This is a genomic window from Limnohabitans sp. YIMB22184, from assembly GCF_048020265.1.
Classification (GTDB): domain Bacteria; phylum Pseudomonadota; class Gammaproteobacteria; order Burkholderiales; family Burkholderiaceae_C; genus Limnohabitans_A.
Genome location: NZ_CP171843.1, coordinates 2,571,203 through 2,596,715 on the forward strand (window position 1 = coordinate 2,571,203; position 25,513 = coordinate 2,596,715).

17 protein-coding genes and 1 tRNA gene are annotated in these 25,513 nt (G+C 59.3%); 3 read left to right on the forward strand and 15 right to left on the reverse strand.

What is annotated here, in order from left to right; all coding sequences use genetic code 11:
• Positions 1-5: 5 nt before the first annotated feature.
• The 6 genes from gmhB to ACHEXL_RS11755 form a co-directional block, all read right to left on the reverse strand.
• Positions 6-581 carry a D-glycero-beta-D-manno-heptose 1,7-bisphosphate 7-phosphatase gene (gene gmhB / locus ACHEXL_RS11730; RefSeq protein ID WP_416559622.1) on the reverse strand — a complete coding sequence of 192 codons (576 nt, stop codon included), beginning with the start codon at positions 579-581 and terminating at the stop codon, positions 6-8.
• A gap of 13 nt (positions 582-594) precedes the next feature.
• Positions 595-2,727: a glycine--tRNA ligase subunit beta gene (glyS, locus tag ACHEXL_RS11735; protein WP_416559623.1), complete on the reverse strand. Its 2,133-nt coding sequence runs from the start codon at positions 2,725-2,727 to the stop codon at positions 595-597.
• A gap of 14 nt (positions 2,728-2,741) precedes the next feature.
• Positions 2,742-3,647 (reverse strand): glycine--tRNA ligase subunit alpha, encoded by a 906-nt coding sequence (gene glyQ, locus ACHEXL_RS11740; RefSeq protein ID WP_108428485.1) that lies wholly within the window; start codon positions 3,645-3,647, stop codon positions 2,742-2,744.
• A gap of 69 nt (positions 3,648-3,716) precedes the next feature.
• On the reverse strand, positions 3,717-5,279 hold the full coding sequence (gene lnt / locus ACHEXL_RS11745; protein WP_416559624.1) for an apolipoprotein N-acyltransferase: 1,563 nt from the start codon (positions 5,277-5,279) through the stop codon (positions 3,717-3,719).
• On the reverse strand, positions 5,276-6,169 hold the full coding sequence (locus ACHEXL_RS11750) for an HlyC/CorC family transporter (protein WP_416559625.1): 894 nt from the start codon (positions 6,167-6,169) through the stop codon (positions 5,276-5,278). Before ACHEXL_RS11750 ends, lnt begins: the two co-directional genes overlap by 4 nt.
• Before the next feature lie 72 nt (positions 6,170-6,241).
• Positions 6,242-6,979, reverse strand: a complete 738-nt coding sequence (locus ACHEXL_RS11755; RefSeq protein ID WP_416559626.1) for a GNAT family N-acetyltransferase — start codon at positions 6,977-6,979, stop codon at positions 6,242-6,244.
• A gap of 171 nt (positions 6,980-7,150) precedes the next feature.
• Between ACHEXL_RS11755 and ACHEXL_RS11760 the strand changes: the two genes are divergently transcribed.
• From ACHEXL_RS11760 to ACHEXL_RS11770, 3 genes are all read left to right on the forward strand, one after another.
• On the forward strand, positions 7,151-8,836 hold the full coding sequence (locus ACHEXL_RS11760; protein ID WP_416559627.1) for an AMP-binding protein: 1,686 nt from the start codon (positions 7,151-7,153) through the stop codon (positions 8,834-8,836).
• Between the two features lie 19 nt (positions 8,837-8,855).
• On the forward strand, positions 8,856-9,779 hold the full coding sequence (locus ACHEXL_RS11765) for an MBL fold metallo-hydrolase (RefSeq protein ID WP_416559628.1): 924 nt from the start codon (positions 8,856-8,858) through the stop codon (positions 9,777-9,779).
• Between the two features lie 493 nt (positions 9,780-10,272).
• Complete coding sequence (locus ACHEXL_RS11770) at positions 10,273-10,566, forward strand: RNA recognition motif domain-containing protein (RefSeq protein ID WP_019425964.1); 294 nt, start codon at positions 10,273-10,275, stop codon at positions 10,564-10,566.
• A 184-nt stretch (positions 10,567-10,750) separates the two neighbouring features.
• On the opposite strand, the gene ACHEXL_RS11775 is transcribed toward ACHEXL_RS11770, so the two are convergent.
• The 9 genes from ACHEXL_RS11775 to rplL all read right to left on the reverse strand — a co-directional run bounded on the left by ACHEXL_RS11775 (position 10,751) and on the right by rplL (position 25,506).
• Positions 10,751-10,826: transfer RNA gene (locus ACHEXL_RS11775), tRNA-Phe, on the reverse strand.
• 54 nt (positions 10,827-10,880) lie between these two features.
• Positions 10,881-11,540, reverse strand: a complete 660-nt coding sequence (locus tag ACHEXL_RS11780) for a response regulator (RefSeq protein ID WP_416559629.1) — start codon at positions 11,538-11,540, stop codon at positions 10,881-10,883.
• A gap of 20 nt (positions 11,541-11,560) precedes the next feature.
• Positions 11,561-13,858: a sensor histidine kinase gene (locus ACHEXL_RS11785; RefSeq protein ID WP_416559630.1), complete on the reverse strand. Its 2,298-nt coding sequence runs from the start codon at positions 13,856-13,858 to the stop codon at positions 11,561-11,563.
• 1 nt (position 13,859) lies between these two features.
• On the reverse strand, positions 13,860-14,396 hold the full coding sequence (locus ACHEXL_RS11790) for a DUF4390 domain-containing protein (protein WP_416559631.1): 537 nt from the start codon (positions 14,394-14,396) through the stop codon (positions 13,860-13,862).
• A gap of 58 nt (positions 14,397-14,454) precedes the next feature.
• A complete protein-coding gene (rsmB, locus tag ACHEXL_RS11795) occupies positions 14,455-15,810 on the reverse strand; it encodes a 16S rRNA (cytosine(967)-C(5))-methyltransferase RsmB (protein ID WP_416559632.1) in 1,356 nt (451 codons plus the stop codon).
• An 8-nt stretch (positions 15,811-15,818) separates the two neighbouring features.
• The gene (locus tag ACHEXL_RS11800) at positions 15,819-16,361 is read right to left on the reverse strand and encodes a hypothetical protein (protein WP_416559633.1); all 543 of its coding nucleotides are present in this window, start codon (positions 16,359-16,361) and stop codon (positions 15,819-15,821) included.
• A gap of 105 nt (positions 16,362-16,466) precedes the next feature.
• Positions 16,467-20,681 carry a DNA-directed RNA polymerase subunit beta' gene (gene rpoC / locus ACHEXL_RS11805; protein ID WP_416559634.1) on the reverse strand — a complete coding sequence of 1,405 codons (4,215 nt, stop codon included), beginning with the start codon at positions 20,679-20,681 and terminating at the stop codon, positions 16,467-16,469.
• 23 nt (positions 20,682-20,704) lie between these two features.
• A complete protein-coding gene (rpoB, locus tag ACHEXL_RS11810; RefSeq protein ID WP_416559635.1) occupies positions 20,705-24,829 on the reverse strand; it encodes a DNA-directed RNA polymerase subunit beta in 4,125 nt (1,374 codons plus the stop codon).
• 302 nt (positions 24,830-25,131) lie between these two features.
• On the reverse strand, positions 25,132-25,506 hold the full coding sequence (gene rplL, locus ACHEXL_RS11815) for a 50S ribosomal protein L7/L12 (RefSeq protein ID WP_019428453.1): 375 nt from the start codon (positions 25,504-25,506) through the stop codon (positions 25,132-25,134).
• Between the last annotated feature and the right edge of the window lie 7 nt (positions 25,507-25,513).

Here is a 25,513-nt window from a genome sequence, read left to right on the forward strand (position 1 = left end):
ATGGCTCATGCCGATGGCGTGTGCAAAGCTGCAGCGCCCAGCAAATGGTCTGCGCAGGCCGCCAGATCGGCGTGTACACGGGTTGTGGCCGGAAAGCCTTCAGGCAGTGGCTGCCCCAGCAAATCGGGGTGTCGTCCTGTACACACCAGATGCGGCACGCAACCAGACGCTTCGGCCGCCTGCATATCGCGCAGGCTGTCGCCGATGCAGGGCACCCCTTCGAGCGATATCCCATAGCGTTCGGCAATTTGCGCAAACAGCCCTGGCCAGGGCTTGCGGCAACCACAACCCTCGTCCGGGGTGTGCGGGCAGTAAAAAATCGCATCGATGCGTCCACCAACAGCCGCCAGCGACTTGATCATGTGGGCATGTACCGCGTTGAGTGCAGCCATGTCAAACAGGCCACGGCCCAGCCCGGACTGGTTGGTCGCCAGCACCACATGAAAGCCCGCATGGTTCAGGCGGCTGATCGCCTCCAGCGCACCGGGCAGCGGATGCCACTCCTCGGGTGACTTGACGAACTCGTCACTGACCCGGTTGATGGTGCCGTCGCGGTCGAGGATGACGAGTTTGAGGGGCATGGCCGTTCAGCGATCAGGCGGCCAGACGCGACAAGTCGGCCACGCGGTTCATGGCCACATGCAAAGATTTGAGCAGACCCTGGCGGTTCAGGCGCAGGTCCATTTCTTCGGCGTTCACCATCACATCGTCAAAGAAGGCGTCGACCGGTGCGCGCAGTGCGGCCAAGGTTTGGAGGCTGGCGGTGTAGTCGCCCGCCTTGAACTGGGCCTCGGATTCGGGCAGTAGCCTTTGCATCACTGCGTACAAGCCCTTCTCGGCCTCTTCTTGCAGCAAGGCGGGGTTGACGTGGGCATCCACCTCACCGGCTTTTTTCAGGATGTTGCCGATGCGCTTGTTGGCGGCGGCCAAGGCCGGGCTTTCGGGCAGCGCAGCAAAGGCGCGCACGGCCGACAGGAACTGGTTGACCTGGCCCAAACGGGCCGGACGCAGGGCCATGACGGCGTCGACTTCTTGCGCACTGAAGCCTTGCTCGCGCAGGCTGCCGGCCAGGCGGTCGTAGATGAAGTCGATCAGCGCATCCGCACCGCCCGAAATCTTGTCGCCAAACACGGGCGCCGAGAGCGCCAGCAATTCAGGCAAGCCCAGCACCACGTCTTTCTCGATCAGCATGCGGATCACGCCCAGGGCATGGCGGCGCAGCGCAAACGGGTCTTTGTCGCCCGTGGGCACGTTGCCAATGCCGAACATGCCGACCAATGTTTCGAGCTTGTCGGCCAGCGCCACCACCAGGCCCACGTTGTTGCGTGGCAACTCGTCACCGGCAAAGCGGGGCTTGTAGTGGTCTTCAATCGCCTCGGCCACCTCGGTGGACAGGCCATCGTGGCGGGCGTAATAGCCGCCCATGATGCCTTGCAACTCGGGGAATTCGCCCACCATGTCGGTCAGCAAATCGGTCTTGGCCAGGCGCGCGGCCTGCTCGGCTTGCTGCGCCAGCGCATCGCCACCCACTTGCTGGCCAATGGCTTTGGCGATGGCGCAGACACGGGCCATACGCTCGCCTTGTGTGCCCAACTTGTTGTGGTACACCACTTTGGACAGGCCTTCAACGCGCGATTCGAGCGTCTTTTTGCGGTCTTGGTCGAAGAAGAATTTGGCATCGGCCAGGCGCGGACGCACCACGCGCTCGTTGCCGCCGATCACAAACGAAGCGTCGTCGGGCGTGATGTTGCTCACCACCAAAAAACGGTTCGTCAGCTTGCCCGAGGCATCGATCAAAGGAAAATATTTCTGGTTGGCCTTCATCGTGAGGATCAGACACTCCTGCGGCACGTCGAGGAATTCCTTCTCGAACTGGCAGGTCAGCACATTGGGACGCTCGACCAGGGCCGTCACTTCGTCCAGCAAGGCTTCGTCTTCGATGGGCTTGGCACCACCACCCACCTTGGCCGCAGCCGCATTCAGCTGGCGCACGATCTCGGCGCGGCGCTCGGCAAAGCTGGCAATGACCGAGCCATCGCGCTTGAGCACTTCGTCGTACTGGTCGGCGTGCGGCAAGACCACGGGCGAGACTTGGGCTTCAAAGCGGTGGCCTTGGGTGCTGTTGCCCGCTGTCAGGCCCAGTGCCTTGACCGGCACCACGGTGGAGCCATGCAGGGCCATCAGACTGTGCGCGGGGCGCACAAAGTTCACACTGCTCCAGCCCGGCAGTTCGCAGTCTGTTTCCAGCTGGTACTGCATGACCTTGGGGATGGGCAGCTTGGCCAACGCTTCTTCCAAAGCTTTTTGCAAACCCACTTGCAGCGAAGCGCCCTTGACCACGCTGTCATAGAACAGGGCTTCGGCCTTGCCATCGGGTGCGCGCTTGAGCGCAGCCACAGCAACTGCCGGATCGCTCACATCCGCGCCCAGAGCTTGCAGTTTTTTCAGCAGCGCAGGGGTGGCGTTGCCTGCCGCGTCCAGGCCCACGGCTACGGGCATGAGCTTTTGCTGCACGGCCTTGTCGGCAGCTTGCGCGGCCACAGCGGTCATATGCGCGGCGAGGCGGCGTGGCGAAGCAAAAGCGGTCACCACCGCGTCGGCCGCCGCCAGGCCTTGGGCCTTGAGTTGTTCGGCCAGTACACCCGAAAAAGCAGCCCCCAATTTGTTGAGTGCCTTGGGCGGCAGCTCTTCCACAAAGAGTTCAACGAGAAGGTTTTGTGTTGTCATTGTTCTTGTTCCTCTCAGGCGGCCTTCTTGGGCATCTGCGCGACCCACTCGCGCGGGGCCATCGGGAAGCCCAGACGTTCACGGCTGTCGTAATAGCTCTGGGCCACGCTGCGGGCCAGGTTGCGGATGCGACCGATGTAGGCGGCACGCTCGGTCACGCTGATCGCGCCGCGCGCGTCCAGCAGGTTGAAGGTGTGCGCGGCCTTGAGCACCTGCTCGTACGCAGGCAGTGCCAGCTGTGCGCCCATCAGGTGCTGGGCCTGCTTTTCATGGGCACCAAAGGCGGTGAACAAAAACTCGGCATCGCTGTGCTCAAAGTTGTAGGTCGATTGCTCGACCTCGTTTTGTTTGTACACGTCGCCGTAGGTCAGTCCATCGGTCCATTGCAGGTTGTAGACGTTGTCCACGCCCTGCAAATACATGGCCAGGCGCTCCAGGCCGTAGGTGATCTCGCCGGTGATCGGCTTGCAGTCGATGCCGCCCACTTGCTGGAAATAAGTGAACTGCGTGACTTCCATGCCATTGAGCCAGACTTCCCAGCCCAGGCCCCAGGCCCCGAGTGTGGGGTTTTCCCAATCGTCTTCGACGAAACGGATGTCGTTTTTCTTCAGGTCAAAGCCCAGCGCTTCCAAGCTGCCCAAGTACAGCTCCAGGATGTTGCTTGGCGCGGGCTTGAGCACCACTTGGTATTGGTAGTAGTGCTGCAGGCGGTTGGGGTTTTCGCCGTAGCGACCGTCCTTGGGGCGGCGGCTGGGCTGCACGTAGGCGGCTTTCCAGGGCTCGGGGCCAATAGCGCGCAAAAACGTGGCGGTGTGGCTAGTGCCCGCGCCGACTTCCATGTCGTAGGGCTGGAGCAAGGCGCAGCCCTGGGCGTCCCAGTACTGCTGCAGTTTCAAAATGATTTGCTGGAAGGTCAACATGGCCGAAGCGGAGCCAGCTGCGAGCTGGCCAGGGTTGGATGGGCGCAAGCTTTGCGCGAACCCTTGATTTTACGGCCTTTGCCGCTTCCAAAATGCCCAAGCCACGACCGCACAACACAGCGCCCACAGCGGCCCTAAACCCCATGCTGCGGCCCAGCGGGCAAAGGGCGTGAGGTCATGACGCCCCTCAAAAGAGCCTGTCAGACTGCCTCGGGTGAAGCGTGGCAGCTGGTGCGTGACACGTCCCTGGTGGTCGATGATGGCCGTGGCCCCGGTGTTGGTAGCCCGCAGCATGGGCCGACCCAGCTCCATGGCACGCATGCGCGAAATGTTCAGGTGCTGGTCCACCGCCAGCGTGTCGCCAAACCAGGCGATGTTGCTCACATTGACCAAGGCCGTGGGCGCGGTGGCCGGGTCTTTGAAACGCCGGGCCAGTTCTTCGCCAAACAGGTCTTCATAACAGACGTTGGGCGCCAGACGCTGGCCCTGCCAAGCCACAGAAGGCTGGTCCCAGCCACCCGAGCGGAAATCGCCCAAAGGAATGTTCATCATGCGCACAAACCAGACAAAACCGGGCGGCACGAACTCACCAAAAGGCACCAGATGCGCCTTGTCGTAGCGGTAATCCGGCAAACCGGCAGGCTGCAGCGCCAACACCGAGTTGGTATAGCCCTCGGCCAGGCTGCCCAAAGGCAAGCCAACCAGCGCCATGGATCGGTCCGACTGCGCAAAATGCTGTCGCAAGCCCGCCTCGTACCCTTCTGGCAAATGACGCGGCAACAAAGGAATCGCGGTTTCGGGGGCCACCACCAGCGGCTGCTGGTTGGCGCGCAGCTGCGCGTCGTACCACTGCAGCGCGTCACGGATGCCGCTGGCCGCGTCAAACTTGGCACTTTGGGAAATATTGGCCTGCAGCAAAGCCACCTGCCCTACTCCGGCAGAGGTGGTGAAACTGGGCCCCCAAACCTGTAGCCCCCAGGACACCAGGCCCAAACCGATCAGTGGTTTGAGAGACCGCAGCCGCCAACCCGACAAGGCCAAGCGCATCGCCAGCCAAGCGGCCAAAGCGCCCATACCGTAAACACCCACCCAAGGCGCCCAAACCGACAGCACGCCATCGACGTGCGCGTAACCGCCCGCACCCCAGGGAAAACCGGTTAACCAGCGCCCGCGCATGAGCTCGGCCAAGGTCCACAGTGCGGCAAACAACACACTGGCAGCGCTTGGCCTTTGCACCAGCGCATGGCGTGCCAGGGCCAACCAAACAGCACAGGCAGCGGCGTAATACAGCGCCAATGCGGCCGCCAAAGCCAGCACCGCCGCTGCGGCCAAAGGTGCAGGCAGGCCCCCCACATCGTGCATGGACACATACAGCCACCAAAAGCTGCCAGCAAGCCAAGCCGTGGCAAACACCCCGCCCGACCAGGCGGCTTGTCGGTGTGTAGCACGGGCTGAAGGTGTGTGACGGGCCATGCCGGCCAAGCCAGCCGCCAACGCGGTCAAGCTCAGGACCTGCAGCCAGCCCTGGGCTTGGCCACTGCCGGGCATGGCGATCGATGCGGCGTGGGCTGCACCGGCCAAAGCGGGCCACACGGTAGACAAGCCGCGGGCGCGCTCAGGGCCGAAATTCATGCCTTTTGCTCTGGGGCGGCTGCCGTGGCCACCGGCGAGACCTTGAACCAGCGCACAGCGCCAGCACGGGTGTGCAGGACCACAAACTGCAGGCCCGCCAAAATGTATTTTTCGCCCCGGCGCGGCACATGCCCCATTTCATGGGCGATCAAGCCACCAATGGTGTCGAAGTCCGGACCTTCAGCATCCTCGCGCGCTTCTTGAAGGTCTACGCCAAAGGCCTCACTCACGCGTTCCAATGACGTGTCGCCACTGACGCGGAAGCTGCGGTCGGGCAGGCCAAAAATATCACCCTCGTCATCGGCGATGTCGAATTCGTCCTCGATCTCGCCGACGATCTGCTCCAGCACGTCCTCGATGGTGATCAGTCCTGCGGTGCGGCCAAACTCGTCGATGACGATGGCCAGGTGGTTGCGGTTGTCACGGAATTGGCGCAACAAATCGTTCAGGCCCTTGCTCTCGGGCACAAACACGGCCGGGCGCAGCAAAGCTCGGATGTTCAACTCCGGGGCCCGCTGGAGCTTGAGCAAGTCCTTGGCCAGCAAGATGCCGATGATGTTTTCAGTCTCGCCTTCGTAGACCGGGAAACGCGAATGTGCGGTCTCAATCACCTGGTGCAGCAACTGGTCGAACGGGTCTTCAATGTTGAGCAAATCCATCCGGGGAGCGGCCACCATCACATCGCCTGCGGTCATGTCGGCCATCCGGATCACACCTTCCAGCATGAGACGGCTCTCGGCATTGATGATGTGGTTGTCCTCGGCCTCGGCCAGGGTTTCGATCAACTCGTCGGTCGAGTCGGGACCGGGATGGATGAATTCGGCGAGCTTTTGCAGAAAACTGCGCTTGTCTTCGCGTTCAACGGAGCGCGCAGGATAAGGGTCGGACACAGTCAGAAAATGCAGGACATGCGGTTGTTACCAAGCCTCTAGGATAGCGGATTCAAATGACAAGCCGCCAAACTAGGGCTTGTGTGAAGAGTGGCGTGCGTCTCGCACACCTTGACGGATCTCTTGCACCGTGGCCAGCCACTCGCGAAACTGGTGGGCCTGCATTTTGAGCTGGTAGTCCAACTCGGCCATCTGCTCTTGCATCAGTCCGCTGAGCTGGCTGTCCAAGGTGGCCTCGGGCAAGGACAGGTAGGCCTCGCTTTCGCTACCGTCGCGCTGGACCGTGGCCCCGGCATGACGGGCAATTTTGAGCATGGCCACGTTCTCGCTCAAAGCGTGGATGAAAATCATGCTCACCCCCTCGTTTCGGGCATGCATCACGGCATGATTGAAAAGACGGACACCCAAGCCTTTGCCGCGCTGATGGGAGGAGACCGACACACCGAATTCAGCGCAAGTGGCCCACTGAGGATCGACCGAAAACGCCAAATGCGCCATGGCCACCAGCTCCAAACGACGGTTGAAAACCCCAAAAATTTCGTCACGCTTGAAATTCAAGCCTTCGACATATCGCGCAATTTGTTCGTCTGTGGCCGGATAACCGAAACGCAAATAACGGTCTTCCGGCTTCAGATTCAGCAAATGCTTCAGGATGCGTGGCTTGTGGCGGGGAGACAAGGTACGGATCGGTATCCACCCCCCGCCCAACGCCGTCTTCGCCCCTGCACCCGCTCCCGTGGGGACAGCCGAAACCCAGCGCCGCCAAAGTTGCCGCCAGAATCCAAAAGAGGGGTTGGGTTTTGAGTTCATTCGAATTACGGGTTTCCCCTCATTCTGCACCCAACGCCCTGGCCTTGTCAGCGGCCCCCTTTTGCCATGCCCTTTGTCGCGTGTGGGACCCGCACAGGCCTCACTCAGGAATTGCCCGATCACACTTTCACGCGCAGTTGGCCACAATCAGCGCATCAAGGAGAGCAAACGATGGAACGTATCTGGCTGAAGAATTACCCCCCCGGTGTCCCGCACGACATTGACCCCCAGCAGTACAGCAGCTTGACGGACTTGCTGGAGCGGGCATTTCGGGAGCACGGCAACAGCCCCTTTTCGGTCTGCATGGACCGCTGGATGAGCTACAAGGAGCTGGACGAACTCTCCAAAGCCTTGGGTGCGTGGCTACAAGCCAAGGGCCTGCCTGCTGGTAGTCGCGTGGCCATCATGCTGCCCAACTTGCCGCAGTTTGCCGTGACCATGGCCGCTGTCTTGCGCGCCGGCTACACCTGTGTGAACGTGAACCCCTTGTACACCGCACGCGAGCTGCAGCACCAACTCAAGGACTCGGGTGCCACCAGCATTGTCATTTTGGAAAACTTCGCCGCAACGTTGCAGGACGTGATCGAGCACACCAGCGTGCAGCATGTGGTGGTGGCCTCCATTGGCGACTTGTTGGGCCCTTGGTATGGGCGCTGGATGACTTTTGCCGTTCGCCACCTGGCCAAGATGGTGCCCGAATTCGAGTTGCCGCTGACGGGCGGAAGAACGGCCACACCGTTCAAGAAAGCCATTGCACAAGGCCGACATCTGAACCTGAAGCCCACACCCCAAACCCTGGACGATACGGCGTTTTTGCAGTACACCGGCGGCACTACGGGTCTGTCCAAGGGCGCGGTGCTCACCCACCGCAACATCGTTGCGGCCATCTTGCAAGCAGAAGGCTGGTTCTCTCCCGCGTTGGCCAGCATTGGTGACCTGCGCAAAGTCAACAGCATCGCCGCCTTGCCGCTGTACCACATCTTCGCGCTGACGCTGTGCCTGCTGGCGATCCGCCAAGGCTCGCACCTGACGCTGGTGCCCAACCCGCGTGACTTTGGCAAATTCATCGAAGTGCTCAAGCAGCGCCCGTTCCACATGTTGCCAGGAGTGAACACGCTATTCAATGCGCTGATGCAACACCCGATGTTCAAGACCATCGACTTTTCATCCCTCAAGCTCACCCAGGCTGGCGGCATGGCGGCCTCCGAAGGCACGGCCAAGCATTGGCAAGCAGCCACGGGCAGCGCCATGATCGAAGGCTGGGGCATGAGCGAGACCTGCGCCATCGGCACCAACAACCCCGTGACGCAAACCCATTTCAGCGGCAACATCGGTCTGCCCCTGCCCAGCATCGACATCGCGATCAAGGACGATACGGGCAACAGCCTGCCCGTGGGCAGTTCTGGCGAAATCTGCATCCGCGGCCCCAACGTGATGACAGGCTATTACAACCAGCCCGAAGAAAATGCCAAGACCTTCACCGCCGATGGTTTCATGCGCACAGGCGACGTCGGCATCATGGACCACGACGGCTTCACGCGGATCGTTGACCGCAAGAAGGACATGATCATCGTGAGCGGCTTCAACGTCTTTCCCAGCGAGCTGGAAAACGTCATTTCGACCTGCCCTGGGGTGGTGGAGTGCGCCGTGGTCGGCATTGCAGACACCATGCAGGGCGAAACCATCAAGGCATTTGTGGTGCGCAACGACCCCCTGCTGACCGAGGAGGCCGTCTCTCGCTTTTGCCAGGAGAACCTGACCGGATACAAGCGCCCCAAGTACATCGAGTTCCGCGATGAACTGCCCAAATCCAACGTAGGCAAAATCTTGCGCCGCGAATTGCGCAGCCACAAATGAACTGAGTGCGCCGGGCAGCATGAGCTCTTTAATCACCTTACCTGCGGGCGTGACCGTTTTCGAGCGCGGCTGGTTGTCCGCCAACAATGTGCTGCTGTGCGATGAAGGCAGCGCTACGCTCGTGGACAGCGGCTACGTCTCCCATCAGGCGCAGACGCTGGCCTTGATTGAACACGGGCTGCAAGGCCGAGCGCTGGACCAACTGGCCAACACGCACCTGCACAGCGACCACTGCGGCGGTAACCAGGCCCTGCAAGCGCGCTACCCCGCCTTGCAAACCTGGATACCGCCCGGCTCGGCGCCCGATGTTCAAATCTGGCGCGAAGACGCACTCAGCTACAAGCCTACAGGCCAAAACTGCCCGCCTTTCAAGTTTTCAGGCTTGCTACAACCCGGCAGCAGCCACCGCTGGGCGAACATGGAATGGCAAGTCCACGCCGCCCCCGGACACGACCCGCACTCGGTCATTTTGTTCGCACCAGAACACCGCATTCTGATGTCGGCCGATGCCCTCTGGCAAAACGGTTTTGGCGTGGTATTTCCCGAGTTGGTAGGCATTGACGCTTTCGACGAAGTCGGCCAGACCCTGGACCTGATCGAGCGGCTCCAACCGGCCATCGTCATCCCAGGGCATGGTGCGGTTTTCACAGAAGTGGCGCCCGCGTTGGTCCTGGCCCGCAGCAAGCTTGAAAGTTTTGTGCGAAATCCCGAACGCCATGCCCGTTATGGCGCCAAGGTCCTGCTCAAGTTCAAACTGCTCGAGTGGGGGCGAATCTCCAAAGCCGAATTCAGCCAATGGGCCCTGCAAGTGCCCTATGTGAATGACCTGCACCACCGCTTTGGTCAAGGCCACGATGTACACACCTGGCTGGACATGATGCTGGACGAACTGGCGCGAAGTGGCGCCCTGCAGGTGCATGACGGCATCCTGCATGACGCATAAGTCACCCACTTTAAAACCAACGAGAATAAAAAGATTGACTTGTATTCGAATTGGAAATAAAATCAAGTTTGTAGGAATTGATAAACCTGCAAACAGCGTCCCTCACTTGAATACGCTGAACTGAGTCGATTCACATCGAACACCATGTCCTGTTGAGCTGCAGGGCATTTATTTTTCTCACAGCTCTGCGAGGCCCTTGGATGGCTCGCGATTTGATTGACTTTGATTTTTTCTTCTCTGACTCCCTTGGGCTCACACGTCACTTTGCCCACGACACTCTCCTTCAGGCCGGAGTGCACCTTCACACGACAACAAGCTAACCGCGTCATTGAGATGACGCGCGCCTGGCTTCAAGCCGCGCCATCACCCCAACAAATGTGCTGAAGCCGTCAGGCCATGCACTTTTCCCGGCGGAATCCATCCAGAAACTGCCATTTCCTGCTTGCAGGGTTTGTTTCCAAACCTGCACGCCACCTCTCTGAAAGGCTCAACCATGAGCAGCAAAATTTACGTGGGCAACCTGCCCTACACCATCGACGACGCCAGCCTGCGTCAAAACTTTTCTGAATTTGGCGGCGTTCTGTCGGCCAAAGTCATGATGGACCGCGACACAGGCCGCTCCAAAGGTTTTGCCTTTGTTGAAATGTCCAGCGCCGAGGAAGCCCAAGCCGCAATCACTGGCCTGAACGGCATGTCGGTCAGCGGCCGCTCTATCGTGGTGAACATTTCCAAGCCAAAAGAGCCAAGCACTGGCTATGGCAGCGGTTACCGCGATACACGCAACTGATCTTTCAGCTGCATCTACAAAGCCGCTTTCGAGCGGCTTTTTCTTTGGCGCTTGCGCCATATCCCAAACCGCAGACGCCATCAGCCCAGCCTTTACCCGGTGTAGACAGGGTTGGCATCACCCGTGCGAAACTGAGCCCACAAAGTAAAACACCGCAAGCACTTGCGTACTTGCGGTGTAGAACTGGTGGCCTGGGACGGAATCGAACCATCGACACGCGGATTTTCAATCCGCTGCTCTACCAACTGAGCTACCGGGCCAGAATTGAAATTATAGCAGAGCCAAGGTCGCCTTTTTGCAGAAGTCGAGGCAAATCAACCGAGACGCTTGCTTCGGGACAAATCCACCCCCAACTGCTTGAGCTTTCTGTAGAGGTGCGTGCGTTCAAGACCGGTCTTCTCGGCCACTTTGGTCATTGAGCCGGCTTCATGGGCGAGATGGAATTCAAAGTAAGCTTTCTCAAACGCATCACGGGCTTCGCGCAGTGGACGATCAAGGTCAAAAGTTTGCTGCACGGCCAGTGCCGCGCTGATCACTTCCCCATGTGCCAGGGTAGATGACAACAGCGCAGTGTGGGATGCGGAAGCAGAAACGATAGCCTGTTTCACTTGGTCACGTGCCAACCCCTGTTCCACAGCGGTCAACAGTTTTTGCAAGGTGATCGGTTTTTCAAGAAAAGCGTGTGCACCAATCTTGACGGCATCAACGGCCGTATCAATGGTGGCGTGTCCGCTCATCATGATGACGGGCATATTAAGCAGGCCCGCAGTGGCCCACTCCTTCAAGAGGCTGACGCCATCGGTATCGGGCATCCAAATGTCCAACAACACCAGATCGGGGCGCATGCGCAAACGCGCTTCACGTGCCATGGCTGCATTTTCAGCGAGTTCGACTTGGTGCCCCTCGTCGAACAGGATTTCTGAGAGCAGGTCACGTATGCCCAGCTCGTCGTCAACCACCAAAATATTTGCCATAGCGTCTGTCTTGTCTCTGTTCAATGGGTGAACTGATGTGTGCTGCTCACCGTAGATTCCAGTGCGAATGATAACGAGACTTGCGCACCTTTGATCTCACCATCTTGCATCACATTGCCAAGTTCAATTTTGGCAACGTGTTCGTCGGCGATTTTCTTCACCACCGCCAAGCCTAAACCCGTGCCTTTGGCTTTGGTCGTGACATAAGGCTCGAAGGCACGCTTGAGGATGTTGGGCTCAAAACCGGAACCTGTATCGGTCACAGTCAAACGAACTCGGTTGCGCGAAGCGTTCCACTCGGTGCGCAGACCCACATGAGCACCCTGCGGCACCACGCCTTTGATCTCGCAAGCGTCTTGTGCATTTTGAAGCAGGTTGTGAATCACCTGCCTGAGCTGCTGTTCGTCACCCAAAATCGGAGGACATGCGGGGTCGAGCGACGTGACCACTGGCGCACGCGGAATTTGATCAGCAGGCTCGTTGGCATACAAAACCATCAAATCAGAAATCAGGGTGTTGAGCTGCACAGGCTTCAGATCAGCCGAGGGCAAGCGGGCGTAATCACGAAACTCGTTGACAAGCCGCTTCATCGCGTCCACCTGGTCCACGATGGTTTTGACCGATTTGTGGAGCACCGCATCGTCCTGGGCATCGAGTTTGCCCACCAGTTTGCGCTGCAGTCTCTCTGCAGACAGCTGTATCGGGGTCAGCGGATTTTTGATCTCGTGGGCCAAACGTCTGGCCACCTCCCCCCAAGCTTGCGCACGCTCTGCGGAAACGATTTCAGAAATATCGTCAAACACCAAGAGGCGCATACCGTCTGGCAACACGGCGCCGCGGGCCAACAAGGTCACAGCAGTTTCGGTCAAGCCCTGGCCTGTCGTATGAATCTCAAACGATTTTTGCCAATGGTCCAGCTCGTGTGCATCTTTGTCCAAGCGCAGCGTGGCAAATTGTTCGGCCACACCTTGTGCAAAACTTTCCAACCCGGGCAAATTTGGCAAAGGCAAGCCCTGGTGTGCCGCCACAGGCACACGCAAGATGCGTGTCGCTCCGGGGTTGGCCGACTGGATCACGCCTTGCGCGTCCAACACCATGACGCCAGCCGTCAAATTGTCGAGGATGGTTTGCAAGTTCCCACGCGCCGTGTCCAGCTGCACCAGACTGCGCTGCACATGGGTTCGGGCATCCAGCAGCTGTTGCGTCATATCTGCAAAAGAGCGGGTCAAGCCCCCCAGTTCATCTTTACCCTGCAAGGCCAGCTTAGGCGTCAAATCGCCAGAAGCCACCTGACGCATACCATGCGCAAGCAAGAGCAACGGTCGCGCCAACTGGTTACCCAGAACGACTGCCAGCAAGATGGCACCGAGCACCGCCAAAAACAAACTGAGCGTCAACGTACCGATGTACATCCGTCGCAAGCCATCGCGTGCCAGGGCTCGCTCTTGGTACTCGCGATAGGCTGCTTGCACTTCCAGTGCGTTGTTCACCAAAGTTGGCGGCAAGTCTTGCGTCACTTGCAGCAGGCGTCGGCCTTCGTCAAATGCCAGGCCTGACTGGGGCAGTAAGACCAGCGCCGTGATGCGGCCTTTATCACCTCCGGAAATGGCTTCATCAAAACCTTCCACCCATTCGACGCTACCCTTTTGACGAGCCACTTTAAGCTGTTGCAGAGGGGGGCGCTCTGGGCGAATTTGAAATCGGGATTGTCCGGCGCTGGCCACCATGCGTCCACTGGACGTCCAGAGCACCACATCACTGACACCGATTTGTTCCCGGATTTTTTCCAAGGCGATACCGGCACTCACATCGGGCACATCGCTCAATTGCGTTGCAGCGACACGCGCTTGTTTGGACAGATCGGTGCTCAGTGTGTCGAGCGTGGCGCGTCCCAGGTTAAGACCGGCCACCAACGCCGCCTCGACCTTCACGTCAAACCAGCTTTCGATTGATCGCGAGACAAACTGGTAAGACACCACGTAAATCAGCACACCGGGGATCACACCCACCAAAGCAAAAATACCCGCGAGCTTGACCAGCAAGCGAGAGCCGAATTGGCCACGCCGCAGTCGCAGCAACAATTTGACCGCGCCCCACAAGATGGTGATCAGCAAGCCACTGGCCACCACGGCATTGATCAGCGCCAACCACTCGTAATTCTGGTTGTACCTTTCGCGGTTACCTGTGGCCTGGGTCATCAACACCAGCAAACCCAAACCAATCACCACCATTGCCAATGCGCCCAAGCCAAGCAACCAACGGCTGGTTCGCGAGGCCCGCTGAGCATGCTTGCTAGACCGATTGATCGACAGCCCCATCTCAGCGCACCATGTCAGCGGTCAGGCGCATCTGCCGCGCCACGGACAAAGTCCATTCGGTCTGATTGCCTGCTGCGATCTGAAAAGGTCGCGGCAGTTGCGACATGTCCAGCCGGAAACGGTAGGTCATGTATTGCCGCGCCTCCACGTCCAGATCGGCCATGTCCGCCACTTTCCAACCCGATTGGCGCCGAATCACGTCCAAAGCTTCGGGCAAAGTCTCGAAATTTTGTGAAATGCTGCCCGCCAAGCCTGTGCCGGAAATCGGCTCGTTCGAGACGTTCAAGCGCCAACGGCGTGTCAGGGGTTGAAAAGCGAGCCGGTAGTAGCGCGTGGCCGCACCCACTTTACGGTCATACCAATACCAACGGTCCCGCAAAACCTCAGCCTCGGCGACAAAATGAACCGCCAGCCCCTTGACCAGCGCATCTTCTACCGCTGGACCCAGCTCGAGTTTGAGTTGCGCCGTCAGGTACAGCGCAGCATCGCGCCTCTCGGGACGCAACTCGGTCAGTTCCACCGTGGAGGTTTGGGCCAAGACTGAAGACGCAGCAAACAGCCAGGCCGCCAGGACGCAGCCACCCCGACGCCAGAGCTCAGCCCAGGCGCTTTTCCAGCAATGCGTAATAAAACCCGTCATGTTCACCCAATGGATTGTGCTCGACTGGCAGGCCAACCGGGTGCTGCCCGGGCATCAAATGCCCCGGAGAGGGCTGCATTAAGGCATCTGTGTTGCGTTGAAGAAACGCTTGCACAGTCTCGTCACCCTCGGCTTTGAAGACCGAGCATGTGCAATACAGCAGGCGACCGCCCGGTTTGACCAAGGGCCAAAGCGCCTTGAGCAAGGCTGCCTGGGTGCGGGCCAATTGCGCGCTGTCTGCGGGGCGGCGCAGCCAGCGCACATCCGGATGCCTGCGCACGATGCCCGAAGCCGTGCAGGGTGCGTCCAACAAAACCGCGTCAAACAACACGCCATCCCACCACAAGGCAGGCTGACCCGCGTCGGCGGCCAGAACTTGGGCAGTCAGACCCACACGTTGCAAGTTCTGCTGGATGCGCTCGCAGCGCGCTGCATCCACATCCAGCGCCAGCACTTGCGCCTGGGGGCAAAGCTCGAGCAGATGCCCGGTTTTGCCACCCGGGGCGGCACAAGCGTCCAGAATTCGCCATCGTTTTGCGACATCCAGACCTTGCATCAACAATGGCGCGGCCACTTGGGCCGCAGCGTCCTGCACCGAAACATGCCCCGCTGGAAAACCAGGCAACTGGTTCACAGGCACCGCCTTGACCAATTGCAAGCCCTGTGCACCCACGGGCTTGGACTGCAGCCCTATGGCCTGAAGTTGCTCTTGATAAGCGGCGACGGTGTGGTGCCGGGTGTTCACGCGCAGTGTCATGGGCGCGGCGTGTTGTGCCTGCGCCAAGAGCTGCTGCCAGTTCTGAGGATGGTCTGTTTGCAAGCGCTCGACCCACCAGCGCGGATGGTTCCATTGGGCTTGCAGGTCCGTGCTGGTTTGCAGGACCAGGGCCTCGCGTTCACGCCTGAAACGACGCAGGCAGGCGTTGATGAAGCCACTCTGGGCTTGGGTGGTTCTCTGTTTACGCGCCGCCTCGACGGTTTGGTTGACCAAAGTGTGGATGGGGTAAGGCGCATCAGCATCGGACCAACACAACGCCAGTGCCGTGCACAGCAGCGCGTCACCTGCGGCGGGGGGTGTTTTGGCGGCCAGCAGTTCGCGCAGCGCCGTGGCACGACCGAGTTGCCTGAGCACCTGAAAGCTCAAGGCTTGCACACCCGGCCGCAGCTCGTGCGGAACATGGTCGAGCTGCGCGGTAAGAGAGCGACCTTGACGTGTCGCCTGCACAGCAGCCGCCGTGGCCTGCAGCAGGCGCCACAAAGGCGCTGACTGCGCCGAAGCGCGAGGTTCCTGGGGCAAAGCGTGTGGTGTCATCGTGGATCTCAAGCGGCACCCATGGACAAGTCCATTCGCATCGCGGGCTGGAATTTCAAATGCTTGGCCAACCAAGAGGCCGGACGCATGGCCAAAGCTTCGTTGTAGGCGGCTACGGCCACATGGTAGGGAATGAGCGCCGCGGGCAGCGTCTGACGCATGCGGCTCAACGCGATGTCCAAATCCGGCTTGACCGCCTCGTTTTCTGTTTGCAACATCAGCCGTATCTCGGCCAGCACCTTTTGGTGTTGCACCAGCACCTGCTTTTGACTGTCTACATCCAGTACTTGCAAACGGGCTTGGGACAAGGCTTCGAGCAGTTCATCGCAAGCCGATTGCAGGGCTTGCAGATCATCTGCGCCCGCCGGCTCAGTCTGGGACTGGCGTGCGGCTATACCGCCTTGCATGCGAACCAACAAGCGTAGCCACACAGCATCGACACTGCTCCATTGCCGCACCACTTCGGCACGCAATCGCACCAGACGATTGTGTGCGCCCACCGCCCAAAACACAGTGATGGCCAACAGCAATCCCACGATCAACGCCGTCATGCGTTCCCCTCTCTCTCGATTCCTCGCCATAAAAAACAGCCCCTGACCGCCGAACGGTGCAGGGGCTGTTCACGTTGCTCACCGGGTGAAGGGTGAACGGGTCACTCAGGCAGCTTCGCCTGCATCGGTGACGACATCTTCTGTCACAGGACCTGCGAGGTCAGCCGCTTCGGCATCTGCAATGGCACGGCGCTCGGCGTCGTCCATGGCATCCTTGACCTTGCGGGCCTGGTGGTAAGCCAACCCCGTACCGGCAGGAATCAAGCGACCCACGATCACGTTTTCTTTCAAACCACGCAACTCATCGCGCTTGCCCATGATGGCCGCTTCGGTCAACACGCGGGTCGTTTCCTGGAAGGAAGCGGCCGAAATGAACGAGTCGGTCGACAAAGAGGCCTTGGTGATACCGAGCAACAGGTTACTGAAAGTCGCAGGGATCTTGCCCTCGCGTTGCAGAGCGTCGTTGGTGTTGAGCATTTCGGAACGCTCCACCTGCTCACCGGAGATGTAGTTGGAGTCACCGATGTTCTCGACCACCACGCGACGCAGCATCTGACGAACAATCACTTCAATGTGCTTGTCGTTGATCTTCACGCCTTGCAAACGGTACACGTCCTGCACTTCGTCCACGATGTAGCGGGCCAGCTCTTCGATGCCCAACAGACGCAAAATGTCTTGTGGGTCGGCCGGGCCGTCCACAATGCTCTCGCCCTTGTTGACCACTTGGCCTTCGTGCACCAGGATGTTCTTCTCTTTGGGGATCAGTTCATCCCAGACCTTGCCTTCAGGGTCGGTGATCTGCAAGCGGACCTTGCCTTTGGTTTCCTTGCCGAACGACACGGTACCGGTGATCTCGGCCAGCATGCCCTTGTCTTTGGGGGTGCGGGCTTCGAACAGTTCGGCCACACGGGGCAAACCGCCGGTGATGTCTCGTGTCTTCTGACCTTCGACCGGGATACGGGCCAGCACTTCGCCTGGGCCCACGTCCATGCCGTCGCGCACCTGGATCAGCGAGCCGATCTGGAAGCCAATCGTCACCGAGTGGTCGGTGCCGGGGATCTTGACTTCTTTGCCTTGCGCGTCGATCAGTTTGACTTGGGGGCGGACGACCTTGGCCGCGCCGCGGCGCTTGGGGTCAATGACCACCAAGGTGGACAAACCCGTGACTTCGTCGAGCTGCTTGGCCACGGTCAAGCCTTCTTCGACGTTCTCGAACTTCACCTGACCGGCGAATTCCGTGATGATCGGGCGGGTCAATGGGTCCCAGTTGGCCAAAATGGTGCCGGCCTTGATGGTCTGGTCGGCCTTGACCGACAAGATGGCACCGTAAGGCACCTTGTGACGCTCACGCTCACGGCCATGCTCGTGGATCACGATTTCACCCGAACGGGAAATCACCACCAGCTCGCCCTTGGAGTTGGTCACATAGCGCATCGTGGCATTGAAGCCGATGATGCCGTTGGACTTGGCTTCCACGCTGGAGGCCACCGCTGCACGCGAAGCCGCACCACCGATGTGGAAAGTCCGCATGGTCAGCTGCGTGCCAGGCTCGCCAATCGACTGAGCGGCAATCACACCCACGGCTTCGCCGTTGTTCACCAGACCACCACGGCCCAGATCGCGGCCATAGCACTTGGCGCACAAACCAAAGCGGGTCTCGCAAGTCAATGCGGTACGGACCTTGACTTCGTCGACGCCAGCGGCTTCGAGTTCGTCGATCAGGTCTTCCTCGAGCATCACGCCCGCAGCAGCCAGAACAGCACGTGTTTCGGGGTGCAACACATCTTCGGCCACGGTGCGGCCCAGGATACGGTCGCGCAGCGATTCGATCACTTCACCACCTTCAACGATCGCGCGCATCAGCGAGCCATCCGAAGTGCCGCAATCGAGCTCGGTCACCACCAAGTCTTGGGTCACATCCACCAGACGACGGGTCAGGTAACCTGAGTTGGCAGTCTTCAAAGCCGTGTCGGCCAGACCCTTACGGGCACCGTGTGTCGAGATGAAGTACTGCAACACGTTCAGACCTTCACGGAAGTTCGCCGTGATGGGGGTCTCGATGATGGAGCCGTCAGGTTTGGCCATCAGGCCACGCATACCGGCCAGCTGGCGAATCTGCGCTGCAGAACCGCGGGCACCGGAGTCGGCCATCATGTAAATCGAGTTGAACGATTCCTGATCGACTTCCTTGCCGTGACGGTCAATGGTCTTTTCCTTGCGCAGCTGGTCCATCATCACCTTGGAGACGACGTCACCGGCTTTGCCCCAGATGTCCACCACCTTGTTGTAGCGCTCGCCAGCGGTCACGAGACCAGAGACGTATTGCTGCTCGATGTCGCGGACTTCTTTTTCGGCGGCTTCGATGATGGCGGGCTTCTCAGGCGGCACCAGCATGTCGTCGATGCCGATCGAGATGCCGGCGCGTGTGGCCAGACGGAAACCGTTTTGCAACAGTTTGTCGGCAAACACCACGGTCTCTTTCAGACCGCACTTGCGGAACGATGTGTTGATCAGCTTGGAGATTTCCTTTTTCTTCAGCGCCTTGTTCAGGTTGCTGAAGGGCAGGCCCTTGGGCAGGATCTCGGACAGCAAGGCGCGGCCCACGGTGGTTTCCACCATCGACACCGACGGGATGAATTCACCGGTGGCTTTGTCCTTGGTCCATTCGGTCATGCGAACGTTGATCTTGGCGGTCAACTCCACGGCACCGGCGTCCAGAGCACGCTGCACTTCACCGATGTCGGAGAAGATCAGGCCCTCACCTTTGGCATTGATTCGGTCGCGGGTCGCGTAGTACAGACCCAGCACCACGTCCTGCGAAGGAACAATGGAAGGCTCGCCCGAAGCGGGGAACAGGATGTTGTTCGAAGCCAGCATCAGGGTGCGGGCTTCCATCTGGGCTTCCACCGACAGGGGCACGTGAACGGCCATCTGGTCACCGTCGAAGTCGGCGTTGAAGGCCGCGCAAACGAGGGGGTGCAACTGAATGGCTTTGCCTTCGATCAGCAAGGGCTCAAACGCCTGGATACCCAAACGGTGCAGCGTCGGCGCACGGTTGAGCATCACGGGGTGCTCTTTGATGACCTCTTCCAGGATGTCCCACACCACCGGGGTGCCGGCTTCGACTTCTTTTTTGGCGGCCTTGATGGTGGTCGCGATGCCCATGGCTTCGAGACGCGCAAAGATGAAGGGCTTGAACAACTCAATCGCCATCAACTTGGGCAGACCGCACTGGTGCAGCTTGAGGGTTGGGCCCACGGTGATCACGGAACGACCGGAGTAGTCCACGCGCTTGCCCAGCAAGTTCTGACGGAAACGACCGCTCTTGCCTTTGATCATGTCGGCCAAGGACTTCAGGGCGCGCTTGTTGGCACCGGTCATGGCCTTGCCACGGCGGCCGTTGTCCAGCAAGCTGTCCACGGCTTCTTGCAACATGCGCTTTTCGTTGCGGGCGATGATCTCGGGCGCTTTCAGTTCCAGCAAACGGCGCAGACGGCTGTTGCGGTTGATGACGCGGCGATACAAGTCGTTCAAGTCGGAGGTCGCAAAACGGCCGCCATCCAACGGCACCAGCGGACGCAGGTCCGGCGGCAAGACGGGCAGCACTTCGAGCACCATCCAGCCGGGCTTGATGCCCGACTTCTTGAAGGCTTCCAGCACTTTGAGGCGCTTGGAGTTTTTCTTGACCTTCAATTCAGAGCCGGTCAGATCACCACGCAAACGCTCGATTTCGCTTTCGATGTCGATACCTTCGAGCAACTCGCGGATGCCTTCAGCGCCCATCTTGGCGACGAATTCATCGCCGTATTCCTTGACCTTGGCGTCGTAGTCGTCCTCGGACATGATGCTGAATTTCTTCAGCGGGGTCATGCCGGGGTCGGTCACCACGTAAGCTTCAAAGTAAAGCACGCGCTCGATATCGCGCAGCGTCATGTCGAGCACCAGGCCCAGACGCGAAGGCAGCGACTTCAGGAACCAGATGTGGGCGCAAGGCGCAGCCAGATCGATGTGGCCCATGCGCTCGCGACGCACTTTGGTCTGTGTGACTTCAACGCCGCACTTTTCGCAGATCACGCCGCGGTGCTTGAGGCGCTTGTACTTGCCGCACAGGCATTCGTAGTCTTTGATGGGGCCAAAGATCTTGGCGCAAAACAGACCATCGCGCTCGGGCTTGAAGGTACGGTAGTTGATGGTTTCCGGCTTTTTCACTTCGCCGAAAGACCACGAACGGATCTTCTCGGGCGATGCCAGGCCGATACGGATCGCATCGAAGTGGTCATCGGGCGTGAACTGCTTGAACAGGTCGAGTAGTGATTTCATGGTTTGAATCCTTTGCCTGTGGATTAAGAACGCTCGAGCTCGATGTCAAGGCCCAGCGAACGGATTTCCTTGACCAGCACGTTGAACGACTCGGGCATGCCCGCTTCGATGGAGTGTTCGCCCTTGACGATGCTCTCATACACCTTGGTACGGCCTTGCACGTCATCGGACTTGACAGTGAGCATCTCTTGCAGAACGTAAGAGGCGCCATACGCTTCCAGCGCCCACACTTCCATCTCACCGAAACGCTGACCACCGAACTGCGCTTTACCACCCAGCGGCTGCTGTGTGACCAAGCTGTAAGGACCGGTCGAGCGTGCGTGCATCTTGTCGTCCACCAGGTGGTGCAACTTCAGGAAGTGCATGTAGCCAATGGTGGTTGGACGGTCAAAGGCGTCGCCTGTACGACCGTCAAACAAGTTGGCTTGCGTGCGTGTGGCCGTCAGACCTTTGGCCTTAGCCAGGTCATCGGGGTAAGCCAGGTGCAGCATCGCGCGAATTTCCTCCTCGGCCGCACCATCGAACACGGGCGTTGCAAAGGGGAAACCTTCTTTGAGGTTGTCAGCCATGGCCAACACTTCATCGTCCGTCAGTTGCGACAGGTCTTCCTTGCGGCCCATGCTGTTGTAGAGCTGCTCGAACAACTTGCGCAGCTCGGCGATCTTTTCCATGCGCTGGGTTTCGGCTTGCAGCATGTTGCCAATGCGCTGACCGATGCCTTTGCCAGCCCAGCCCAGGTGGACTTCGAGCACCTGACCCACGTTCATACGTGAAGGCACGCCCAGCGGGTTCAGCACGATGTCGGCAGGTGTACCGTCGGCCATATAAGGCATGTCTTCGACAGGCACGATCTTGGAGACCACACCCTTGTTACCGTGACGACCGGCCATCTTGTCACCAGGCTGCAAGCGGCGCTTGACGGCCAGATACACCTTGACCATTTTGAGCACGCCAGCAGGCAACTCGTCGCCCTGGGTGAGCTTCTTGCGCTTTTCTTCGAACGACAAGTCGAAGCTGTGACGGGTCTGCTCCAGCGAATTCTTGATCGACTCGAGCTGCATGGCCACATCGTCTTCTGCAGGACGAATGTCGAACCAGTGGAACTTCTCGACCGAGGCCATGTAGGCCTTGTCGATCTTGGTACCTTTGGCCAGCTTTTGAGGGCCACCGTTGGCCACACGGCCCACCAGCAACTTCTCGATCCGGTCAAATGCATCGGCTTCAACGATGCGCAACTGGTCGTTCAGATCCAAACGGAAACGCTTGAGTTCGTCGTCGATGATCTGCTGGGCACGCTTGTCACGCTGGATGCCTTCACGGGTAAAGACCTGCACATCGATCACAGTGCCTTGCGAGCCCTGGTCCACGCGCAGCGAGGTGTCTTTCACATCGCTGGCTTTTTCACCGAAGATGGCGCGCAGCAGTTTCTCTTCGGGTGTCAGGGTGGTTTCGCCCTTGGGCGTGACCTTGCCCACCAAGACATCGCCAGGTTGCACTTCAGCACCCACGTAGATGATGCCGGAGTCGTCCAGACGGCCCAGTTGCTGCTCGGACAGGTTGGGGATGTCGCGCGAAATTTCCTCGGCACCCAACTTGGTGTCGCGGGCCATGACCACGAGTTCTTCGATGTGGATCGAGGTGTAGCGGTCTTCGGCCACCACGCGCTCGCTGATCAAGATCGAGTCTTCGAAGTTGTAGCCGTTCCAGGGCATGAAGGCGATCAGCATGTTCTGACCGATCGCGATTTCGCCCAGGTCCGTCGATGCGCCGTCGGCGATCACGTCACCCTTGGCCAGCTTGTCGCCACGCTTGACGATGGGGCGCTGGTGGATGTTGGTGTTCTGGTTGGAACGCTGGTACTTGATGAGGTTGTAGATGTCCACACCCACTTCACCGGCCAAAGCTTCAGCGTCGTTCACGCGGATCACGATGCGGGTCGCGTCCACATAGTCCACGATGCCGCCACGGGTGGCGGTGACCACGGTGCCGGAGTCAACCGCTGCAACGCGCTCGATGCCGGTACCGACCATGGGCTTCTCAGGGCGCAGCACAGGCACGGCCTGACGCGACATGTTGGCGCCCATCAGCGCGCGGTTGGCGTCGTCGTGCTCCAGGAACGGCACCAACGATGCGGCCACGGATACGATCTGGGCGGGCGACACGTCCATGTACTGGATGCGCTCGGCGCCGCACAGGATGGATTCGCCTTTTTCACGGGCAGAGACCAGATCACCAGTCAGCTTGCCGTCTTTGTCCAAGGCCGCGTTGGCCTGGGCGATGACGTACTTGCCTTCTTCGATGGCCGACAGGTAGTCGATGTCCATCGTGACCTTGCCATCCACCACACGGCGGTACGGGGTTTCGATGAAACCGTACTCGTTCAGTCGGGCGTACAAAGCCAGCGAGTTGATCAGACCGATGTTCGGGCCTTCGGGTGTTTCAATCGGGCACACGCGGCCGTAGTGGGTCACGTGCACGTCGCGCACTTCAAAGCCGGCGCGCTCGCGGGTCAAGCCACCTGGGCCCAAGGCCGACACACGGCGCTTGTGGGTGATCTCGGCCAACGGGTTGGTCTGGTCCATGAACTGCGACAGCTGCGAAGCACCGAAGAACTCTTTCAGGGCCGCTGAAATCGGCTTGGAGTTGATCAGATCGTGCGGCATGAGCGGCTCTTGCTCGGCCTGACCCAAACGCTCTTTCACAGCCTTTTCGATACGTGCCAGACCGGTACGGTACTGGTTTTCGGCCAATTCGCCGACGCAACGCACGCGGCGGTTGCCCAGGTGATCGATGTCATCAACTTCGCCGTTGCCGTTGCGCAAGTCCACCAGGATCTTGACCACGGCGAGGATGTCCTCGTTGGTCAGCACCATGGGGCCTGTGGAGTCGGGGCGACCCACGCGGGCGTTGAACTTCATGCGACCCACGCGCGACAGGTCGTAGGTGTCGGGGTTGTAGAACAAGCGCTGGAACAGGGCTTGCACAGCGTCTTCTGTCGGTGGCTCGCCAGGGCGCATCATGCGGTAGATGGCCACGCGGGCAGCGAATTCATCAACGGTTTCGTCGATGCGCAGGGTTTGCGAGATGTACGCGCCCTGATCGAGTTCGTTCGTGTAGATGCATGGCAGGTCCTGCACACCGGCAGTACGCAACTTTTTCAACAAAGCTTCGGTCAATTCTTCGTTGGCCTTGGCGATGATTTCACCGGTGTCGGCATCCACAATGCTGCGGGCAACAACACGACCGATCAGGAAGTCTTCGGGCACGCTGATGTGCGTAGTGCCGGACTGCTCGAGTTCGCGGGTGTGGCGCACCGTGATGCGCTTGTCTTTGGCTACCACCACTTTGCCGGACTTGTCGGTGATGTCAAAGCGGGCCACTTCACCGCGCAGACGCTCGGCCACAAATTCCATTTGTGCGCCGCTGTCCATGAGGCGGAAGTTATCGTTGACGAAGAAATTCGCCAAGATCGACTCAGGGTTCAGGCCAATGGCCTTGAGCAAAATAGACACCGGCATCTTGCGGCGACGGTCGACGCGGAAGTACAAAATGTCTTTCGGATCGAATTCGAAATCCAGCCATGAGCCGCGGTAAGGAATGATGCGGGCCGAGAACAGCAGTTTGCCCGAACTGTGGGTCTTGCCCTTGTCGTGTTCAAAGAACACGCCAGGCGAGCGATGCAGCTGGGACACGATCACGCGCTCAGTGCCGTTGATGATGAAGGAGCCTTTGTCGGTCATCAGAGGCACTTCGCCCATGTAGACCTCTTGCTCTTTGACTTCTTTAACCACCTTGTTTTGCGAGGTCGAAGAATCACGGTCGTAAATGATGAGTTGCACGCGGGCACGAACGGCCGACGAGAAAGTCAGACCACGGGTCTGGCACTCACGCACGTCAAACGCAGGTTTGGCCAGGTTGTACTCGACAAATTTCATCTCCACAAAACCGTTGTGGGACACGATCGGGAAGGCCGACTCAAATGCGGCTTGCAGGCCTTCGTGTGTACGTTTGGATGAAACAACACCTGCCTGCAAGAAGGACGTGTAGGCGTCTTTTTGCATTTGCAGCAGGTAAGGAACTTCGAGCACGCTTTCGCGGCTGCCGAAACTTTTGCGGATTCGCTTGCGTTCGGTGTATGAATAGGCCATGAGATCTCCGGGCTTGATCTTTCAGAACTGTATGTTGAGCGAGCTGTTGCACTCTCTCAACGGTCTTGGCGGCTGGCCTCTACCAGCGTTGGCGGACGATTGCGCATTGCACGCAACCCGTACCAAGGGTCTTCTGCAGTCGGGTCAGAAAACACTGGAAAGTAGACTGAGGCCAATCTACTTTCCGGTGTTTCGCTAAAACACTGAAAAAACAGCATCACTGGGGCCGCTTTTCAGTGTGCTCTTCAAGCACCAAAGGCTGGAGGCCCTTTCGGGCACTCCAGCCTTGGAACAAAACCGAATTACTTCAGCTCGGCCTTGGCGCCAGCTTCTTCCAGCTTCTTCTTGGCAGCTTCAGCGTCAGCCTTTGGCAGGCCTTCCTTGACTGCTTTGGGTGCGCCGTCAACCAGGTCTTTGGCCTCTTTCAAGCCCAGACCGGTGATTTCGCGAACAGCTTTAATCACGGACACTTTGTTGGCGCCGGCTTCGAGCAACATGACGTTGAAGTCAGTCTTCTCTTCAGCGGCAGCAGCAGCACCGCCACCAGCAGCAGCAGGAGCGGCCATGGCGGCAGCGCTCACGCCAAACTTCTCTTCGATGGCTTTCACCAGGTCGTTGAGTTCCATGACCGTCATGCTGTCCAGCGCGGTCAAAAATGCGTCTTTATCGAATGCCATTTTGATT

What these genes read in the sequence shown, in the direction of transcription:
- ACHEXL_RS11785 (WP_416559630.1), bottom strand. Translation starts at nt 13,858, where the DNA reads ATGGGGCTGTCGATCAATCGGTCTAGCAAGCATGCTCAGCGGGCCTCG.
- ACHEXL_RS11755 (WP_416559626.1), bottom strand. Translation starts at nt 6,979, where the DNA reads ATGAACTCAAAACCCAACCCCTCTTTTGGATTCTGGCGGCAACTTTGG.
- glyS (WP_416559623.1), bottom strand. Translation starts at nt 2,727, where the DNA reads ATGACAACACAAAACCTTCTCGTTGAACTCTTTGTGGAAGAGCTGCCG.
- rpoC (WP_416559634.1), bottom strand. Translation starts at nt 20,681, where the DNA reads ATGAAATCACTACTCGACCTGTTCAAGCAGTTCACGCCCGATGACCAC.
- rplL (WP_019428453.1), bottom strand. Translation starts at nt 25,506, where the DNA reads ATGGCATTCGATAAAGACGCATTTTTGACCGCGCTGGACAGCATGACG.
- ACHEXL_RS11800 (WP_416559633.1), bottom strand. Translation starts at nt 16,361, where the DNA reads ATGACGGCGTTGATCGTGGGATTGCTGTTGGCCATCACTGTGTTTTGG.
- rpoB (WP_416559635.1), bottom strand. Translation starts at nt 24,829, where the DNA reads ATGGCCTATTCATACACCGAACGCAAGCGAATCCGCAAAAGTTTCGGC.
- ACHEXL_RS11765 (WP_416559628.1), top strand. Translation starts at nt 8,856, where the DNA reads ATGAGCTCTTTAATCACCTTACCTGCGGGCGTGACCGTTTTCGAGCGC.
- ACHEXL_RS11780 (WP_416559629.1), bottom strand. Translation starts at nt 11,540, where the DNA reads ATGGCAAATATTTTGGTGGTTGACGACGAGCTGGGCATACGTGACCTG.
- ACHEXL_RS11770 (WP_019425964.1), top strand. Translation starts at nt 10,273, where the DNA reads ATGAGCAGCAAAATTTACGTGGGCAACCTGCCCTACACCATCGACGAC.
- ACHEXL_RS11760 (WP_416559627.1), top strand. Translation starts at nt 7,151, where the DNA reads ATGGAACGTATCTGGCTGAAGAATTACCCCCCCGGTGTCCCGCACGAC.
- lnt (WP_416559624.1), bottom strand. Translation starts at nt 5,279, where the DNA reads ATGAATTTCGGCCCTGAGCGCGCCCGCGGCTTGTCTACCGTGTGGCCC.
- gmhB (WP_416559622.1), bottom strand. Translation starts at nt 581, where the DNA reads ATGCCCCTCAAACTCGTCATCCTCGACCGCGACGGCACCATCAACCGG.
- glyQ (WP_108428485.1), bottom strand. Translation starts at nt 3,647, where the DNA reads ATGTTGACCTTCCAGCAAATCATTTTGAAACTGCAGCAGTACTGGGAC.
- rsmB (WP_416559632.1), bottom strand. Translation starts at nt 15,810, where the DNA reads ATGACACCACACGCTTTGCCCCAGGAACCTCGCGCTTCGGCGCAGTCA.